This window comes from Proteus sp. G2626 (assembly GCF_009915985.1).
Lineage (GTDB): Bacteria > Pseudomonadota > Gammaproteobacteria > Enterobacterales > Enterobacteriaceae > Proteus > Proteus vulgaris.
In genome coordinates this window covers 115,829-133,160 of record NZ_JAABNH010000027.1, presented here as the reverse complement: position 1 = coordinate 133,160, position 17,332 = coordinate 115,829, and the positions used below count along the sequence as shown (strand labels likewise).

The window sequence follows — 17,332 nt, the reverse complement described above, 5'->3', positions numbered from 1 at the left end:
ATGATTATTTATTCAATACGTCGATTACTTTTATTACTTGTGACACTGTTCTTTTTGTCACTAGTGAGTTTTAGCTTGAGCTATTACACACCAAATGGCCCATTAAGTGGGGCATCACTAACCGATGCCTACTTTTTTTATGCCCACAATATGATCCATTTCGATTTTGGCATTTCCTCTATTAATGGAGAACCTATTAAAACGCAATTAATCGAAGCTCTGCCGGCCACAATGGAACTTTGCACATTAGCTTTTCTTTTCGCTCTAATAGTGGGCATTCCCGCGGGGATTATTGCGGGTGTTTGGCGTAATAAATCCGCTGATATTATTATCAGCAACTTTGCTCTATTAGGCTTTTCTGTGCCAGTGTTTGGACTTGCGTTATTATTAACACTTTTCTTCTCGTTAAAATTAGGTTGGCTTCCTGTTTCAGGTCGTATTGATTTACTTTATAACTTGCAGCCTATTACGGGTATTGCATTAGTTGATGCTTGGCTATCTGATTCACCTTATCGCCAACAAATGATAATGAATGTATTACACCATCTGATTTTACCTGTAACAACACTTGCTATTGCCCCCACAACCGAAGTTATTCGATTAATGCGCAATAGTACGGAAGAAATTATGTCAGAAAACTACGTAAAGGCAGCCGCAACTCGAGGCCTCTCACGTTTTACAATTATTCGTCGTCATATTCTTCATAATGCTTTACCCCCCATCATCCCTAAATTAGGCTTACAATTCTCCACCATGCTTACACTGACCATGGTGACAGAAATCGTATTTAACTGGCCGGGACTCGGTCGCTGGTTAGTCACTGCAATCCGCCAACAAGACTACTCTGCTATTTCTGCAGGTGTAATGTTAGTGGGTTCAATTGTTATTATTGTCAACGTCTTATCAGATATTGTAGGCGCAATGAGTAACCCAATGAAACACAAGGTGGGATATGCCTTTAGATAGCCAATTTTATAAAGAGAAAAAAACACCGACACCCGCGGCTGTGATTTGGCAGTGTTTTTCTAAAGATGTTATCTCAATGGTAGGGTTTTATGGTGTTCTTTTTCTCTTAATATTAAGTATCGTAGGCCCTTATATTGCGCCTTATGCTCTTGACCAACAGTTTTTTGGTCATCAATTAACACCACCATCTTGGTATCAAAATGGGAACGTTTCTTATTTTTTTGGTACAGACGACTTAGGCCGAGATGTTTTTAGTCGAATTTTAATTGGGACAAGTATGACCTTTGGCGGTGCATTTATTGTCACCTTTGCTGCAACGTTAATGGGATTAATCATCGGCTGTTTTGCGGGAATGACCCATGGTTTAAAATCAGCCATTCTCAATCATATATTAGATACATTATTATCGATTCCATCACTACTTCTGGCTATTATTGTTGTCGCTTTTGTGGGAACAAGCCTTGGTCATGCCATGATAGCAATTTGGTTAGCATTGTTGCCGCGCTTAGTTAGAATGATTTATTCTGCGGTTAATGATGAATTAAATAAAGAATATGTCATTGCATCTCGCCTTGATGGTGCATCAAATATTTCAATTTTATGGTATACCGTACTACCTAATATTACGCCTGTATTGGTTTCTGAATTAACACGTGCTTTCTCGATTGCTATTCTTGATATTACCGCATTAGGCTTCCTCAATTTAGGTGCTCAGCTCCCTTCTCCTGAATGGGGCGCAATGTTAGGTGATTCATTAGAGTTAATTTATGTCGCGCCTTGGACAGTCTTAATTCCAGGCGCCACTATTATGATAAGCGTTTTACTGGTGAACCTTTTAGGTGATGGTTTACAGCGTGCAATAAATGAGGGAGTTGAATAATGCCTTTATTAGATATACGCAATTTAACCATTGAATTTATGACGCCTGATGGCCCAGTAAAAGCCGTAGACCGTGTTTCTATTACCTTAAATGAAAGTGAAGTCAGAGGGCTTGTTGGCGAGTCTGGATCGGGTAAAAGCTTAATTGCGAAAGCTATTTGCGGTGTTACGAAGGATAATATCAGTGTAACAGCAGACCGCTTCCGCTTTGATGATATTGATTTACTTAAATTATCGCCAAGAGCTCGACGCCGTGTCATCGGTCATAATATTTCAATGATTTTCCAAGAGCCACAATCCTGTCTTGATCCGGCGACGAAGATTGAACAACAACTAATACAAGCCATTCCTGGTTGGACATTTAAGGGGCATTGGTGGCAACGCTTTCATTGGCGAAAACGTCGTGCAATTGAACTATTGCATCGTGTGGGTATTAAAGATCACAAAGATATTATGCGCAGTTACCCTTATGAATTGACAGAAGGTGAATGCCAAAAAGTAATGATTGCTATTGCCATTGCAAATCAGCCTCGATTGCTGATTGCCGATGAACCCACTAACGCAATGGAACCCGCAACACAAACACAAATCTTTCGTTTACTCACTCGACTCAATCAAAATAATAATATGACTATTCTTTTGATTAGTCATGATTTGCAATGGATGAGTAAATTAGCGAACAAAATTACAGTTATGTATTGTGGTCAAACTGTTGAAACAGCCTCTCCTGATGAGCTATTAGTGACACCTTATCACCCTTATACTCAAGCATTGATACGCTCTATTCCCGATTTTACCAATTCATTGGCACATAAGAGCCGTTTAAATACATTACCTGGAGCAATACCTTCGCTTGAACATCTGCCTGTAGGTTGTCGTTTAGGCCCTCGTTGCCCATATGCACAGCGCCAATGCATTGAAGCACCTCGGTTACGTTTATTTAAAAACCATGCCGTGGCTTGTCATTTCCCGTTAAATGTGGAGCCAACAGATGTTCGATAAACTACTTGAGGTAAAAAATCTTTCAAAAACATTTCGCTATCGCACGGGATTGTTTCGACGACAGCAATTAGAAGCCGTAAAACCTGTTAGTTTTACACTTGAACCCAAACAAACTTTAGCCATTATTGGTGCGAATGGTTCAGGAAAATCTACATTAGCAAGAATGTTGTCGGGTGTGACAGAACCTACAGGCGGGGATATTTTTATTAATGGCCATCAACTGCATTTTGGTGATTATCCTTATCGTAGTCAACGAATTAGAATGATATTTCAAGATCCCACTAATTCATTAAATCCTCGGCAACGTATAGGTCAAACATTAGATATCCCTTTACGACTGAATACCAACTTAAGTGCAATTGAACGTGAAAAACGCATTTATCAAACATTACGACAAGTGGGGCTTTTACCTGAACATGCAAACTATTATCCCCATATGTTTGCATCCGGTCAGCGTCAACGAATTGCGCTTGCAAGAGCATTAATTTTACAACCTCAAGTGATTATTGCAGATGAAGCAATAGCATCACTAGATATGTCTTTGCGCTCACAAATTATAAACTTAATGTTAGAACTGCAAGAGACACATGATATTGCCTATATTTATGTAACACAAAATTTAGGTATGACTAAACATATTAGCGATAAAGTTATTGTGATGGATAATGGTGAAGTCGTTGAACGTGGTAACACAGCAGAAGTCCTCGCATCACCTTTGCATGAAGTCACGCGAAGATTGGTTGCAAGTCATTTTGGTGAAGCCTTAACAGCCGAAGCTTGGCGTCAAGATTTGACTTAAGTATAAACAATATAATCCTAATATTAATTGAACATTATTTCGCCCTTTCCCTTAACTCCTCGGAGGTGCTAGGGAAATTAAACAAATTTACAAATGTCGTGGTAGAATCAGCCACGTTTATTAACAATAAGCGTGATAACCTAACAGATAAATAAAACTGTGAATGATGTTATTATCGCGATTTACGAAAAAACAAGGATACAGCTATGGGCTTTATGACCGGCAAACGCATTCTTATTACTGGTGTTGCTAGTAAATTATCAATTGCTTATGGTATTGCCAAAGCTATGCGTGACCAAGGTGCAGAACTTGCATTTACTTACCAAAATGAAAAACTGAAACCACGCGTTGAAGAATTTGCAGCATCATTAGACTCCAATATTGTATTAGAGTGTGATGTGTCAAAAGACGAAAGCATCGATACCATGTATGCAGAACTTGCAAAAGTTTGGCCGAAATACGATGGTTTTGTTCACTCTATCGGTTTTGCTCCTGCTGACCAATTAGATGGCGACTATGTTAATGCTGTAACTCGTGAAGGTTTTAAAATTGCTCACGATATTAGTGCATATAGCTTTGTTGCGATGGCAAAAGCAAGCCGTGAAATGCTAAATCCAAACTCTGCACTGTTAACTCTGACTTATTTAGGCGCTGAACGTGCAATTCCTAACTATAACGTTATGGGTCTGGCGAAAGCGTCTTTAGAAGCTAACGTACGTTACATGGCAAACGCCATGGGGCCTGAAGGTATTCGTGTTAACGGTATCTCTGCTGGTCCAATCCGTACATTAGCGGCATCTGGTATCAAAGACTTCCGTAAAATGTTAAGCCATTGCGAATCAGTAACCCCTCTGCGTCGCACTGTAACAACCGAAGATGTAGGTAATACTGCAGCATTCTTATGCTCTGACTTATCAGGCGGTATTACGGGTGAAATCGTCCACGTTGATGGTGGCTTTAGCATCGCAGCAATGAATGAATTAGAACTAAAATAATTCTATCGTTTAAATAATAAAAGCCAGCCTAAAATCATTAAGGCTGGCTTTTTTATGAGAATAACATTCCTGCGTATATTCATTTCATCCTCCTTGTTAGATCTTTTTTAAGCTTTTTCTATATTTAATTATTTTGCTCTTTTATTGATGAATACCCACATTTCATCTTGTTTTCACTCTTTTTGAATTTTATATTTAGATCAATTACTTTTTAGATAAATTTAACTTTTGTTTTTTAGTTAATTCCTATAATCTTCTTTCTCATTACAGATACAATAATCACATATTAATAAAAGGATTTAATGTATGAAGAAATTTAAATTCCTATTTTATCTTTTTGCCATTATTGGCGTGGTTATTTTTGTCGTCGCTTTATTTGTTATTAAATCAGAATTACATTTAGTAAGAAATGGGATAGAAACAACGGGCGTTGTTATTGAGCTAAGTATTAATAAATCTTCCAATGATAGAAGCATTTATCATCCTATTATTCAATTTACTACTAAGGATAATAGAGAAATCATCTTTCGTTCACTAGAAGGAAGTAATCCATCACGTTTTCATCTTGGTGAAAACATTAGTATTATTTATCTTCCTGATGATCCTCAAAAGGCAACAATTAACAACTTTTTAGGCTTATATGGTGCAGGCACTATATTAGGTGTTTTTGGACTGATATTTGCCACAATAGGTCTTATCCCTTTGTATTTTATGCGAAGAAGAGCCAATAGAGATCAACGATTGATACGTGATGGTATGCCCATTAATGTGAAAATATCTGAGATTATTATTAATAATAATATTCGTATTAATCACCGATCTCCTTATCAAATCATTGCAGATTACCATGATACATTAAACAATCGTTTAATTCGTTATAAAAGTGGCTATCTCTTTTTTGATCCCACGCCTTATATTAATAAAGAGCTGATTACAGTCTATGTAGACAAAAGAAACCCCAAGATTTATTACCTTGATATTTCTTTTCTACCATCATTTGAAGAATGATAATTAAATAAGCTTATATAGACTTAATATAAAGAAAAATTATTTTCTGATAATTTCATCAATTATCAGCCTTGTTCACAGATTTACAAAAGCCTTTTCCATTCGCATCATTTGAGTTTGCTAATTTCTTAGAACACCTTATTATCTTATTTTAATGAAGATATTTATTGATATCCGTAAGTCATTATCACCACTCATTGATAGGGAGCTATTCAATATGAAATTGTACTACGCGCCGGGTAGTTGCTCACTTTCCCCTCATATCGTTTTACGTGAAACGGGCCTAGATTTCTCTATTGAGCGCATCGATTTACGTGCAAAAAAAACAGAGTCAGGTAAAGATTTTCTAACCATCAACCCTAAAGGACAGGTCCCTGTTCTTCAGTTAGATAATGGTGATATTCTGACTGAAGGTGTTGCTATTGTTCAATACCTTGCAGATTTAAAGCCAGATAGAAATTTAATTGCAGCGCCAAAAACGTTAGAACGTTATCACCAAATAGAATGGTTAAACTTTCTTGCAAGTGAAGTTCATAAAGGCTATAGCCCACTATTTTCACCTGATACACCTGAAAACTACGTGCCCGTGGTTAAAACCAAATTAAAAAGTAAATTTGCTTATATTAATGATGTATTGAGCAAACAGAAATGTGCATGTGGTGAGTATTTTACTGTTGTTGATGCCTATTTATTTACATTAAGCCAATGGGCACCGCATGTCGGCTTAGATTTAACTGATTTAACACATCTGCAAGATTACCTAAAGCGTATTGCACAACGCCCTAATGTTCATAGCGCACTCGTCACTGAAGGTTTAATTAAAGAGTAATCCTTGATCCTTTTAAATTAAAATAGCTCAAGTAAAATCAATTTGCCTGAGCTATTTTCTTTTAAACACACAGAAAATAAATGTGGTTATCTAAAGTAATACACTTTCATATCTGTATCTAAAAAGTACTCAAGGAAATTACGTTACTGAATAATGGGATATTGCATGCTTCAAGTTTCAACTTACTTAAAAATAAAAGATAATTTTATTAATATCAATGAATATAATGGTTTATTAAAAGATAGTTTTTATATTGAAGGTGCCATAGAATTATCTATTTATAATACCAAAGTAATCGATATAGGCATGTGGGATTATGTTGACCAATTATGGAGCTATCTAATCGAAGGTTTAGTTAAAATAAATGAAAACAAAGAATTTAAAGCAAATTTTCCTGACCAACCTATTGAAATAAAATTTCAGCCTATCAATGACAATGTGCTGATTACTATCACCGCTAACGAACCCCAAAAAGCTTTTATTAAAAAAGAGCTGTTTATAAAGACAATGGCATTACATGCACAAGACTTCTTTAATAAGTTGGTAACCTTTAAAGGTATTGTGCTTAATGATTATGCTATTGATTTTCAAAATATAAAAAACTTACTAAAAAACGGAAACTATTAAGCCTCCGTTCTTATTCTAATCAAATGTGTTTTATTGCAATTAATCTATCTGTGTTGCGCAGAATCGATGTGTTGGATGTACCATTTGATCTTGAGCAGCAACGAGTTGCAGTTCGTACTCATTCATTTCTTTTGTTTTTAGCATCACTTCATAAACCGCTGCTGCAACATGCTCTAATGCGGTTTGTAACTCAACACCTTTAAGTAAATCCACCAACATTAAACCACTTGTTAAATCACCGACACCGACAGGCTGACGCTCACCAAAATCGACTAACGGACGACTAACATGCCAGCTATGTTCTGCAGTGACTAACAGCATTTCAAAGCGATCATGTCGATAACCCGCTCGTGATAAATGTTTTACTAATACAATTTTAGGACCTTGATTACATAAACCACGAGCCGCATTTACACACTCATCAACGCTATTAAGTGTTTTACCACCACTCAAGGTTTCAAGCTCTAATAAATTAGGTGCAATGATATCACTAATAGGCAATGCTTCTTCACACAGTACACCGGAAACGGCAGGCGGTACAATACAACCTTTTTCAGGATGCCCCATTACAGGATCACAAAAATACCATGCGTCAGGATTAGCTTGTTTTACTTTTTTAACAATATCAACAATGCGTAAGCCTTGTTCGGCTGAACCTAAATAACCACTTAATACCGCATCACATTGTGAGAGTTTACCGATTGCAGCAATACCATCAACGATTTCAGTAATATGTTCTGCTGACATCACACAACCCGTCCATTTTTCTGGATATTGTGTGTGGTTTGAAAATTGCACAGTATTTAAAGGCCAAACGTTCACACCCATCCGACGCATTGGAAACTCAGAAGCACTGTTACCAGCATGACCGAATACAACATGTGATTGAATAGAGAGTATATTTTTCATGACATAAACCGATTATTGTGAATACACACAACACCCAAGCTTTATCATCATAGGCGAGGTATATACGTTATTTATTGTTATTAAGAAAAAGGGCAACTCACTGGCTGCCCTTTTTTACTGTCAATTATTTCCAGATAACAAGGCAGTAGTGTTTTTTACCGCGACGTAAAATAGAATAATGACCAAATAAGAAATCTTTTTCTTCAAAGACGTATTCAGGATTGTCTTGTTTTTCGCCGTTAATCGAAACAGCGTTAGAGCCAATCATTGTACGAGCCTGACCACGAGAAGGAACTAATTCTGCGTTAACCAGCGCTTGTTGCAAATCACTGCCTTTTTCTAACTCAATTGTTGGCATACCGTCTTGTGCTAATTGTTCAAGATCAGCTTGTGTTAAGTCAGCAATTGCACCAGAGAATAAGCTTTCTGTAATACGTTTAGCAGCAATTAAACCCTCTTCACCATGAACTAAGCGGGTTACTTGTTCTGCTAATACACGTTGCGCACGAGGTGCTTGACCGCTACTCTTATCTTCTTCTTCAAGCGCATTAATCTCTTCAATGCTCATGAATGTAAAGAATTTTAAGAAACGATAAACGTCAGCATCTGCGGTATTGATCCAGAACTGATAGAATTTGTATGGACTTGTTTTCTTAGGATCTAACCAAACCGCACCACCTTCTGTTTTACCAAATTTAGTTCCGTCAGACTTAGTAATTAAAGGTACGGTCATACCAAATACTTGTTTCTGATTGAAACGACGGGTTAAATCGATACCTGAAGTGATGTTACCCCATTGATCAGAACCACCGATCTGTAATTCAACACCTAAATGCGTATTTAATGACGCAAAGTCATAAGCTTGTAATAGGTTATAGGCGAATTCAGTAAAAGAGATACCCACATCGTCACGGTTTAAACGCTGTTTAACCGCTTCTTTGTTGATCATTTGGTTCACAGAGAAGTGTTTACCGATATCACGCAGGAATGTCAGCACATCCATTTGACCAAACCAGTCATAGTTGTTTGCTAATTCCGCACTGTTTTCACCACTGTCGAAATCTAAGAAAGGTGACACTTGTTTACGAATTTTTTCTACCCATTCGTGAACAGTATCTTGGGTATTCAGTTTGCGCTCGGTGGCTTTAAAACTAGGATCACCAATCAGACCCGTTGCACCACCCACCAACGCCACAGGCTTATGCCCGGCTAGTTGGAATCGTTTTAAACACAGCAAAGGAACCAAATGCCCCAAATGCAGGCTATCAGCGGTAGGATCGAAGCCACAATAGAGAGCGATAGGACCTTGCTCCAAACGCTCTACTAAAGCTGCCTCATCCGTGACCTGAGCGATTAGCCCACGCTCCTGCAATTGTGTGATTAGGTTCTTGCTAGACATCAATGACTCCATCGGTTTATTGTTTTTTGTCTATTTAAAATATAAGTTAAACATAAGTGGTATAGCATAAAGCGCCACTACATTAAGTACCAGTAGAAAAAGACTTTTTAGTGCAAAATTATCAGCGCATCATTAAGGCGCTAATCGCTCAATGTCCCATCCTTGTGGTGATTTTTGGTAGATAAAACGATCGTGTAGACGGTTTTCCCGTCCTTGCCAAAATTCAACAGACTCAAAGGTCACACGGTATCCCCCCCAGAAACTCGGTAATGGAACTTCCCCATTTTGAAATTTCTGCTTTAATTCCATAAATTTGCTTTCTAACACACCTCTTGCAGAGATGCGAGAAGACTGTTGAGAAGCCCAAGCCGCAATTTGACTGTCTTTAGGGCGACTATGGAAGTATTTCAGAACTTCAATAGGCGAAAGTTTTTCCGCTTTCCCTAAAAAACAGACTTGTCTTTCTAAGGGATACCAAGGGAATAACAAACTAACTCGTTGATTATGTTCTAAATGCGTTGCCTTACGACTGCCTAAGTTAGTGTAAAAGACTAATCCATGCTCATCAAAGTGTTTTAATAACACAATACGTTGATAAGGTTGTCCATTTTCATCGACAGTTGCAACACACATCGCTGTAGGATCACTTAAACGTGCTTCACAAGCCTGTTTTAGCCATTTTTCAAACAATACCAATGGCTGTTCTGTTAATTCATGACGTCGTAATCCACCTTTCATATATTCACGACGTAAATCAGCAACATCAATAAAATCAAGATCTGTCATTTTTCACTCTCTCTTTTGAGAAACTACGTTCAGCATATCACGCTTAACAAGGATTTGTAGGGTAAATCGCCCCTAAAACAGTTTCTCTTGATGCCCCTGTAACAGAAGGTAAATTTCCAGATTCATTTGCAATAGTTCTCGCAGCGAGCCAAGCAAAAGCAAGGGCTTCCATATCATCACCACTTAAACCATATTTATCTGTCGGTGCCACTTCTGTTCCCGGTAGTAATGACGCTAAACGATGCATAATTTGCCCGTTTCTAGCCCCACCACCACAAACTAAAAGACGTTCGCATCCCCCATTTAATTGTATCTGTTGCACAATACTTATCGCGGTTAATTCAACTAAAGTGGCTTGTACATCTTCGGGAAAAACATTAGGTACTCTTGCTAAATGATAGTTTAGCCATTGTGTATTGAAATATTCCCGCCCTGTACTTTTAGGCGCTGAACGAGAAAAATAAGGATCAGACAGCATATCTTTTAATAATGCAGTATTCACTTTTCCTGTTGCTGCCCATTGTCCATTATCATCATAAGGCGTTTGATTATGTATCCAGTTCCAGCTATCTAACAACATATTGCCGGGACCTGTATCATAGCCTTTTACTGCAACACCCGGTAATAACAATGAAATATTGGCAATTCCACCAATATTTAAAATAATACGCTTCTCAATAGAATGTCCTAATACCGCAAGGTGAAAAGCAGGGACTAAAGGTGCACCTTGTCCACCATATGCAATATCTCGGCGACGGAAATCACCGACAGTGGTAATTCCTGTTAATGTAGCCACACGGTTGTTGTCGCCAATTTGCATAGTAAATGGCATATCACTTTCAGGTTCATGCCAGACCGTTTGTCCATGGCACCCTATTGCTGTAATGTCGCTTGCACTGAGTTTTACTTTTGCAAGTAATTCTCTAATTGCTTGAGCATAGAGTTCTCCTAGTTGTGCATCTAATAAGCCGAGTTCATGTAAAGTAGTCGGTTGTCCTTGGCAAACAGCTAGAATGCGTTGACGTAGAAGTTGTGGATAAGGCAGAAAATGAGTTTCTTGTTGTGCAACAAATTTATTGTTGATTGCAGCTAATACAACATCAACACCATCTAAGCTTGTGCCAGACATCACGCCAATGTACCGCCCTGCTCTCATGTTCTTTTCCTTATAATCAAGATGATGCAAATTTTTAACATATAATGTTATATTCTTTTTTTCAGAAAGCTCTTCTGTTTCTACTACCAGCCTTTACTATATAGTAAGCTATATATTATTAAAATCAGTGTCGACATAAGCAAAAAATAGTCTATAACTGATATTAGACAACATTGGTATAACCTGAACAATTTACCTCAGGTTTTCTTTAGGAGTAACTATGTTTAAGCATTTACTTATTGGTCTTTTTACAATGACTGTTCTTACTGGTTGTGTGAACACAAGCTCATTATCAGGTGACACTTACACTGCAAATCAAGCAAAACAAGCTCAAAATATTACATATGGTACGATTGTTTCAGTTCGTTCAGTTAATATTCAAGCAGGTAGCGATGAGAATATCTTAGGTGCCATTGGTGGTGCTGTTCTTGGTGGTATGTTAGGTAACACAATCGGGGGTGGTACAGGTCGTAACCTAGCAACAGCGGCTGGCGCAATCGCGGGAGGAATGGCTGGACAACAAGCACAAGGCGCATTAAACACAACGAAAGGTGTCCAAATCGAAGTTCGTTTAGATAGCGGTAAAACCGTCGCTATCGTTCAAAAAGCAGATAATACTGTTTATAGCCAAGGTCAACGTGTTGCTGTCATTGGTAATGGAAATAATTTAACTGTATCTCCTCGTTAATTGAGGATAAAAAACAGGCAACATTAGGTTGCCTGTTTTATTTCATGATCTAATAATAATGAATTTAAAGAGAGATTAAATATATAACCTACCTATTTATTATCACCATATGATAATTCATATAATAATTATTATACAATAGTAATTAATCTTTATTTAAATAGATTATATATTAAATTTTAAATTATTAGTCATTTAATCTATTTATGTTTTTTTCCAACTTATGGATAGTGCCAATCAATGTTTCAATTTCATCTCGTCGAATATCACCCAATATTTCTCGTCTCGTTTGCTCTATAACAGCATAAACTTCACTAATAAAAGGTTCAGATTCTTTTGTTAATTTTATACGTTTTGCCCTACGATCATTTGCACATGTATGTCGACATATCAGTTTTTTTTCTTCCAGTTGATCTAATGTTCTCACTAACGAAGGTTGCTCTATTCCTATCGCCTTAGCCAATTGAATTTGTGACTGCTCTGGCGGTAATTGACTAATGTTATACAAGGTGACCCAATGAGTTTGGGTTAATTTTAATGGTTTGAGACGATGATCAATTAAAGCACGCCATAATCGAACTAAACGCGCTAAATCAGCTCCTAATGTTGATTCCACTTATCTCTCCTTAATTAGCATTTTCAGTCAACTCATTGCAAAGTTTAGATATTCATTTTTAATACAATATTTGCCTACTCTTTTTAATTGAAATATTTACCTTTAATAACTAATGTAGTTATATTCCTATTTATTAGATAAGTAATTATTTTCAAGACTTGATTAATCTATTTTCTTTCTGACAACGAAAGCCTATAAAGAATAACCTTGTTATAAAAACTAATCTATATTTTTTTACATAATAATTATTATTATTTCACAACGAATATCTCAAAAAGAAAAAATATTATTATTTTCATATAATTACAGGGAAATAATCATCAGATATCTTTTTAATCAATATAATTACATTAATAAAGAAAAAATAATAAACCAACTAACTATAATAAATAACAAAAATGAATAAAAATAATATTTAATTATTACTTTAATATTAAAAAATAAGTTGAATATTTAAAATAAATTAAGCTGTTCATTCTCTTTTTCTATTGTCAGTTTTGCCTTTTTTAACGTTCTTAAATAACGTTGTTGACAAAGGCGTAATATATTTCTTTTATCTTGTGCGCCCATTGTTGACCAATTAAATCGTTCTTGTCGATTACGATAACACCCTATGCAATAGCCTTGTGCATTCATTTCGCAACGTCCAATACAAGGGCTAGGAATATCAAAAAATTCTAATTGATCTTGCATTTGATTTTCCCCCCCTATTGTTTGTTACTATAGAGTATAGTTAATAGAGATATTATCTGCACAATACACCGATTGAACTGTTAACAGCGTAGTAAAATTGAACTTTAGGTCTCTAACGCGCTATAGTACTGCGCCATCAGTTTATCTGTGGGGTTTAATCATTAAAAAACACGAGAGGTTTATATGCGAGTACTTCATACCATGATTCGTGTAGGCGATTTACAGCGTTCTATCGATTTTTATACCAAAGTTTTAGGTATGCAACTTCTACGCACTAGCGAGAATGAGGAATATAAATACTCGTTAGCTTTTGTTGGTTATGGTGATGAGAGCACGGGTGCGGTTATTGAATTAACCTATAACTGGGGCGTAAATAGCTATGAAATGGGAACAGCTTTTGGGCACGTTGCACTTGGTGTTGATGATGTTGCTGCAACTTGTGAAGCTATTCGTCAAGCGGGCGGTAATGTTACCCGCGATGCAGGCCCAGTAAAAGGAGGTTCAACTATTATTGCCTTTGTTGAAGATCCTGATGGGTATAAAATCGAACTCATCGAAAATAAAAGTGCAAGTCACGCACTAGGTAACTAATTTTTATTTAAACCAGAGAGATAACTCATTTATCTTTCTGGTCCTTGCTTATTATTAATTTCCGATATTTTCTTTTTATCGGATAAGTACAATTTGATGCCTGAAATAAATAATCCCAATAAGCTTTGTAACCGTTTTCGAGGTTACTACCCTGTTGTTATTGATGTTGAGACAGGTGGATTTAATGCAAAAACAGATGGTTTACTTGAAATTGCCGCTATTACATTAAAAATGGATGAACAAGGTTGGTTAAAACCTGATAACACGCTACATTTTCATGTCGCTCCTTTTGATGGTGCTAATCTAGAACCTGCCGCCTTAGAATTTACAGGCATTGATCCAACAAATCCACTTCGTGGTGCAGTCAGTGAATATGAAGCCTTGCATGCAATTTTTAAGATGGTACGCAAAGGAATGAAAGATGCTGATTGCAACCGTGCTATTATTGTGGCGCATAATGCAAATTTTGATCACAGCTTTGTAATGGCCGCAGCAGAACGTGCAAAGTTGAAACGAAACCCTTTTCACCCTTTTGCCACTTTTGATACAGCAGCATTAAGTGGATTAGTATTAGGGCAAACTATTTTAGCTAAAGCATGCATCACCGCAGGAATACCTTTTGATAGCAAACTAGCACATGGTGCGCTGTATGATACTAATCGTACATCATTACTTTTTTGTGAATTAGTTAATCGCTGGAAAAAACTCGGTGGATGGCCACTTCCAACACCTTGAAACTTTCACAAATACCATATGAAGAACAGAAAAAAGCCAGTTCATTACTGAACTGGCTTTTCTTATTAAAACCTTAATAATTTTATACGTTCCACTAGGAAACAATAAAAATCAATTATTGTGCTTCTTCTTCACCACGGTATTTATCAGCAGTCTCTTTTAATAATTTTTGTAATTCACCACGCTGATACATTTCTAAAATGATGTCACATCCGCCGACTAATTCACCATCTACCCATAATTGTGGGAAGGTAGGCCAATGTGCATATTTAGGCAATTCTGCACGAATATCGGGATTTTGTAGGATATCAACATACGCAAAACGCTCACCACAAGCAGAGATAGCTTGAACTGCCTGAGCAGAAAAACCACAACTTGGTAATTTTGGTGAACCTTTCATGTATAAAATAATTGGGTTTTCATTGATCTGGCGTTCAATTTTTTCAATAGTCGTCATTCGTAAGTCCTTACAACCTTTTAAATTCGATATGCTTTATATGGGGAAAACATGGAAGAAGAATACCACTTTATATCGGAAAGCTCTATATAAGTTTAGTTATCAATATAAAACAATAGGTTGCTGTTAAATCACGATCCTGTTGATAAGAAAACATAAAATAAAACATAAAAAGCAAATTAATACGTTAAAGATATTTATGAATGTGTCTATCGCATAATTAATTCGATCATGCATAACAAAAATAAAAAGCTTCAGTGAAAAGGCTTTTTATTTCGATTGAGAAAATACTCAGTACTCGAATCGATGGTTTAATTACATGAATTGCTACCCTCCAAAAAGGATCTAATGTATATAAATGGGTTTGTTATAAATCCTAGTGAGTATTAATTATGGACATGATTTTGCTGTTTCTTTTAGTGGGTTGTATCACTGGCTTTTTTGCTGGACTACTTGGCATTGGAGGCGGTGCAATCATTGTTCCGGTGGTGATGTATGTGGTCAGTCAACAAGCTATCCCAACAGAGATGGTAATGAAAATTGCCTTATCTACCTCATTTTCTGTCATCATATTTTCCACAGCATCTTCTGCGTATTCTCATAACAAACACAAAGCTATTTTGTGGGAGCAATTTCCCTTATTATCTCTCGGCACGATCATAGGTATGCTTGCAGGCACTTTTCTGGTACAAAAAATGTCAAACACGCTCTTACAGATCGTGTTCTGTATTTTCATGATATATACCATTTATGGGTTATTAACTAAGAAGAAAGAATCTGAACGTATTGAAAATGTAAAAGATCCCATAGTTTCAAAACCAACCTTAACCCGTGGCGGCTCTTTAATTGGCTTTATATCCAGTTTTATTGGTATTGCTGGTGGCACGATTACCATTCCTCTTTTAAGCCATTGGGGATTTAATACACGTAAATGCATTGCAACTTCTTCTATGATTGGTGTCATTATTGCTTCAATAGGCACAACGATGGGGATTGTCTATGGCTGGAATAAAACAAATATTGATGATTATTACTTGGGTTTTATCTATTTACCTGCCTTTATCGGAATAAGCATTACTAGCGTACTCTTCGCACCAGTCGGTGTTAAAGTTGCTTATCGACTTCCCATACTAAGAGTTCGCCAAATATTTGCATTATTTCTATTTTTAGTCGTGGTGAAAATGATGTATACGCTTATTATAGAATAAGCAATTCAAAGAAATATTTTGAAAAAAGCAAAATTATTTTCTTTTATTACTGTCAATTTTTACTACTTTACGAGTCACCTCGCGGGATATACTCTTATGAGTATTACTAATCTATATGGCTTATAATTATAGATAAAAGATATTTAGCTGTTATTTCAGCAGATTTTTGTTAAAATAATTAGCAAAATAGTAACAACTTAGTAATTCATTTGCCTCATTTTATCAATTCAGATGATTATGATGAAATGATTTCAGGCACAAAACCCGAAATAGATAGTATAAAGGAGTACGCAATGTCTTTCGAATTACCAAAATTACCTTATGCGTTAGATGCTCTTGAGCCACACATCTCTAAAGAAACATTAGAATACCACTATGGTAAACATCACCAAACCTATGTAACCAACTTAAACAACTTGGTTAAAGGCACTGATTTAGAAAACAAATCTTTAGAAGAAATTATCAAATCTACAGATGGCGGGATCTTCAATAACGCAGCCCAAGTATGGAATCACACTTTCTATTGGAACTGTTTAGCACCAAATGCAGGTGGCGCACCAACAGGTAAAATTGCTGATGCTATCAACAAAGCATTTGGCTCTTTCGAAGAGTTCAAAAAGCAATTTAACGATGCAGCGGCGAAAAACTTCGGTTCTGGTTGGACTTGGTTAGTTAAAAAAGCTGACGGCTCTGTCGCTATTGTTAACACATCTAATGCAGCAACCCCCGTTTCAGGTGCAGATAAACCACTGTTAACTGTAGACGTATGGGAACATGCTTACTACATCGACTACCGCAATGCGCGTGTTAAATACTTAGAAGAGTTCTGGGCTCTGGTTAACTGGTCATTTGTTGAAGCTAACCTAGCTTAATTGAGCTTGATTATCAAAGGTGAGTGATTGCAATTCATTTTTGGTGACAAAATAACAAAGGGCCTTGGGCCCTTTGTTATATTCAGATATTCGATAATCTATTATTTAAATTGATCG

At 36.6% G+C, this 17,332-nt stretch carries 20 protein-coding genes; 13 read left to right on the top strand and 7 right to left on the bottom strand.

Features of this window, described 5'->3' with window-relative positions; all coding sequences use genetic code 11:
• From sapB to GWJ05_RS13100, 8 genes are all read left to right on the top strand, one after another.
• Nucleotides 1-966 (top strand): putrescine export ABC transporter permease SapB, encoded by a 966-nt coding sequence (gene sapB / locus GWJ05_RS13135; RefSeq protein ID WP_161681440.1) that lies wholly within the window; start codon nt 1-3, stop codon nt 964-966.
• Entirely contained in the window at nt 953-1,846 is an 894-nt protein-coding gene (gene sapC / locus GWJ05_RS13130; RefSeq protein ID WP_036937218.1) for a putrescine export ABC transporter permease SapC, read from the top strand. The genes sapB and sapC overlap by 14 nt, the downstream gene beginning before the upstream one ends.
• The gene (sapD, locus tag GWJ05_RS13125; protein ID WP_036937220.1) at nt 1,846-2,847 is read left to right on the top strand and encodes a putrescine export ABC transporter ATP-binding protein SapD; all 1,002 of its coding nucleotides are present in this window, start codon (nt 1,846-1,848) and stop codon (nt 2,845-2,847) included. Before sapC ends, sapD begins: the two co-directional genes overlap by 1 nt.
• On the top strand, nt 2,837-3,646 hold the full coding sequence (gene sapF / locus GWJ05_RS13120; RefSeq protein WP_036937222.1) for a putrescine export ABC transporter ATP-binding protein SapF: 810 nt from the start codon (nt 2,837-2,839) through the stop codon (nt 3,644-3,646). The genes sapD and sapF overlap by 11 nt, the downstream gene beginning before the upstream one ends.
• A gap of 206 nt (nt 3,647-3,852) precedes the next feature.
• Complete coding sequence (gene fabI, locus GWJ05_RS13115; protein WP_006537026.1) at nt 3,853-4,641, top strand: enoyl-ACP reductase FabI; 789 nt, start codon at nt 3,853-3,855, stop codon at nt 4,639-4,641.
• Between the two features lie 306 nt (nt 4,642-4,947).
• Nucleotides 4,948-5,649, top strand: a complete 702-nt coding sequence (locus tag GWJ05_RS13110) for a DUF3592 domain-containing protein (protein ID WP_036937225.1) — start codon at nt 4,948-4,950, stop codon at nt 5,647-5,649.
• Between the two features lie 217 nt (nt 5,650-5,866).
• The gene (gene gstA, locus GWJ05_RS13105; RefSeq protein WP_036937227.1) at nt 5,867-6,478 is read left to right on the top strand and encodes a glutathione transferase GstA; all 612 of its coding nucleotides are present in this window, start codon (nt 5,867-5,869) and stop codon (nt 6,476-6,478) included.
• 165 nt (nt 6,479-6,643) lie between these two features.
• On the top strand, nt 6,644-7,105 hold the full coding sequence (locus GWJ05_RS13100; RefSeq protein WP_036937229.1) for a hypothetical protein: 462 nt from the start codon (nt 6,644-6,646) through the stop codon (nt 7,103-7,105).
• Between the two features lie 39 nt (nt 7,106-7,144).
• Here GWJ05_RS13100 and pdxY read toward each other — a convergent pair whose 3' ends face one another.
• The 4 genes from pdxY to anmK form a co-directional block, all read right to left on the bottom strand.
• Nucleotides 7,145-8,014, bottom strand: a complete 870-nt coding sequence (gene pdxY, locus GWJ05_RS13095; protein ID WP_036937232.1) for a pyridoxal kinase PdxY — start codon at nt 8,012-8,014, stop codon at nt 7,145-7,147.
• 124 nt (nt 8,015-8,138) lie between these two features.
• Nucleotides 8,139-9,413, bottom strand: coding sequence for a tyrosine--tRNA ligase (gene tyrS / locus GWJ05_RS13090; protein WP_036937235.1), 1,275 nt, complete (start codon nt 9,411-9,413; stop codon nt 8,139-8,141).
• A 132-nt stretch (nt 9,414-9,545) separates the two neighbouring features.
• Nucleotides 9,546-10,199: a pyridoxamine 5'-phosphate oxidase gene (pdxH, locus tag GWJ05_RS13085; protein WP_036937237.1), complete on the bottom strand. Its 654-nt coding sequence runs from the start codon at nt 10,197-10,199 to the stop codon at nt 9,546-9,548.
• A 43-nt stretch (nt 10,200-10,242) separates the two neighbouring features.
• Entirely contained in the window at nt 10,243-11,355 is a 1,113-nt protein-coding gene (gene anmK / locus GWJ05_RS13080) for an anhydro-N-acetylmuramic acid kinase (protein WP_161681439.1), read from the bottom strand.
• 220 nt (nt 11,356-11,575) lie between these two features.
• Between anmK and GWJ05_RS13075 the strand changes: the two genes are divergently transcribed.
• Nucleotides 11,576-12,043: a glycine zipper 2TM domain-containing protein gene (locus GWJ05_RS13075; protein ID WP_036937241.1), complete on the top strand. Its 468-nt coding sequence runs from the start codon at nt 11,576-11,578 to the stop codon at nt 12,041-12,043.
• 187 nt (nt 12,044-12,230) lie between these two features.
• Here GWJ05_RS13075 and slyA read toward each other — a convergent pair whose 3' ends face one another.
• Nucleotides 12,231-12,659, bottom strand: coding sequence for a transcriptional regulator SlyA (slyA, locus tag GWJ05_RS13070; protein WP_036937243.1), 429 nt, complete (start codon nt 12,657-12,659; stop codon nt 12,231-12,233).
• Nucleotides 12,660-13,112: 453 nt separating this feature from the next.
• Entirely contained in the window at nt 13,113-13,352 is a 240-nt protein-coding gene (locus GWJ05_RS13065) for a DUF1289 domain-containing protein (protein WP_036937245.1), read from the bottom strand.
• Nucleotides 13,353-13,535: 183 nt separating this feature from the next.
• Between GWJ05_RS13065 and gloA the strand changes: the two genes are divergently transcribed.
• Together gloA and rnt are read left to right on the top strand one after the other, a co-directional pair.
• On the top strand, nt 13,536-13,943 hold the full coding sequence (gene gloA / locus GWJ05_RS13060) for a lactoylglutathione lyase (RefSeq protein WP_036937247.1): 408 nt from the start codon (nt 13,536-13,538) through the stop codon (nt 13,941-13,943).
• 96 nt (nt 13,944-14,039) lie between these two features.
• A complete protein-coding gene (gene rnt, locus GWJ05_RS13055) occupies nt 14,040-14,678 on the top strand; it encodes a ribonuclease T (RefSeq protein ID WP_036937250.1) in 639 nt (212 codons plus the stop codon).
• 115 nt (nt 14,679-14,793) lie between these two features.
• Here rnt and GWJ05_RS13050 read toward each other — a convergent pair whose 3' ends face one another.
• Nucleotides 14,794-15,135, bottom strand: coding sequence for a Grx4 family monothiol glutaredoxin (locus GWJ05_RS13050; protein ID WP_006537039.1), 342 nt, complete (start codon nt 15,133-15,135; stop codon nt 14,794-14,796).
• A gap of 392 nt (nt 15,136-15,527) precedes the next feature.
• Between GWJ05_RS13050 and GWJ05_RS13045 the strand changes: the two genes are divergently transcribed.
• Nucleotides 15,528-16,343, top strand: a complete 816-nt coding sequence (locus tag GWJ05_RS13045; protein ID WP_036937253.1) for a sulfite exporter TauE/SafE family protein — start codon at nt 15,528-15,530, stop codon at nt 16,341-16,343.
• A 293-nt stretch (nt 16,344-16,636) separates the two neighbouring features.
• Nucleotides 16,637-17,215, top strand: a complete 579-nt coding sequence (gene sodB / locus GWJ05_RS13040; protein ID WP_036913209.1) for a superoxide dismutase [Fe] — start codon at nt 16,637-16,639, stop codon at nt 17,213-17,215.
• The last annotated feature ends 117 nt before the right edge of the window (nt 17,216-17,332 follow it).

Excerpts from the sequence above, each read along its gene's own strand:
- tyrS (WP_036937235.1), bottom strand. The coding sequence starts at position 9,413 with ATGTCTAGCAAGAACCTAATCACACAATTGCAGGAGCGTGGGCTAATC.
- GWJ05_RS13065 (WP_036937245.1), bottom strand. The coding sequence starts at position 13,352 with ATGCAAGATCAATTAGAATTTTTTGATATTCCTAGCCCTTGTATTGGA.
- sodB (WP_036913209.1), top strand. The coding sequence starts at position 16,637 with ATGTCTTTCGAATTACCAAAATTACCTTATGCGTTAGATGCTCTTGAG.
- GWJ05_RS13045 (WP_036937253.1), top strand. The coding sequence starts at position 15,528 with ATGGACATGATTTTGCTGTTTCTTTTAGTGGGTTGTATCACTGGCTTT.
- GWJ05_RS13100 (WP_036937229.1), top strand. The coding sequence starts at position 6,644 with ATGCTTCAAGTTTCAACTTACTTAAAAATAAAAGATAATTTTATTAAT.
- sapD (WP_036937220.1), top strand. The coding sequence starts at position 1,846 with ATGCCTTTATTAGATATACGCAATTTAACCATTGAATTTATGACGCCT.
- GWJ05_RS13110 (WP_036937225.1), top strand. The coding sequence starts at position 4,948 with ATGAAGAAATTTAAATTCCTATTTTATCTTTTTGCCATTATTGGCGTG.
- sapB (WP_161681440.1), top strand. The coding sequence starts at position 1 with ATGATTATTTATTCAATACGTCGATTACTTTTATTACTTGTGACACTG.
- sapF (WP_036937222.1), top strand. The coding sequence starts at position 2,837 with ATGTTCGATAAACTACTTGAGGTAAAAAATCTTTCAAAAACATTTCGC.
- GWJ05_RS13050 (WP_006537039.1), bottom strand. The coding sequence starts at position 15,135 with ATGACGACTATTGAAAAAATTGAACGCCAGATCAATGAAAACCCAATT.
- gloA (WP_036937247.1), top strand. The coding sequence starts at position 13,536 with ATGCGAGTACTTCATACCATGATTCGTGTAGGCGATTTACAGCGTTCT.
- pdxY (WP_036937232.1), bottom strand. The coding sequence starts at position 8,014 with ATGAAAAATATACTCTCTATTCAATCACATGTTGTATTCGGTCATGCT.
- fabI (WP_006537026.1), top strand. The coding sequence starts at position 3,853 with ATGGGCTTTATGACCGGCAAACGCATTCTTATTACTGGTGTTGCTAGT.
- anmK (WP_161681439.1), bottom strand. The coding sequence starts at position 11,355 with ATGAGAGCAGGGCGGTACATTGGCGTGATGTCTGGCACAAGCTTAGAT.
- sapC (WP_036937218.1), top strand. The coding sequence starts at position 953 with ATGCCTTTAGATAGCCAATTTTATAAAGAGAAAAAAACACCGACACCC.
- gstA (WP_036937227.1), top strand. The coding sequence starts at position 5,867 with ATGAAATTGTACTACGCGCCGGGTAGTTGCTCACTTTCCCCTCATATC.
- rnt (WP_036937250.1), top strand. The coding sequence starts at position 14,040 with ATGCCTGAAATAAATAATCCCAATAAGCTTTGTAACCGTTTTCGAGGT.
- pdxH (WP_036937237.1), bottom strand. The coding sequence starts at position 10,199 with ATGACAGATCTTGATTTTATTGATGTTGCTGATTTACGTCGTGAATAT.
- GWJ05_RS13075 (WP_036937241.1), top strand. The coding sequence starts at position 11,576 with ATGTTTAAGCATTTACTTATTGGTCTTTTTACAATGACTGTTCTTACT.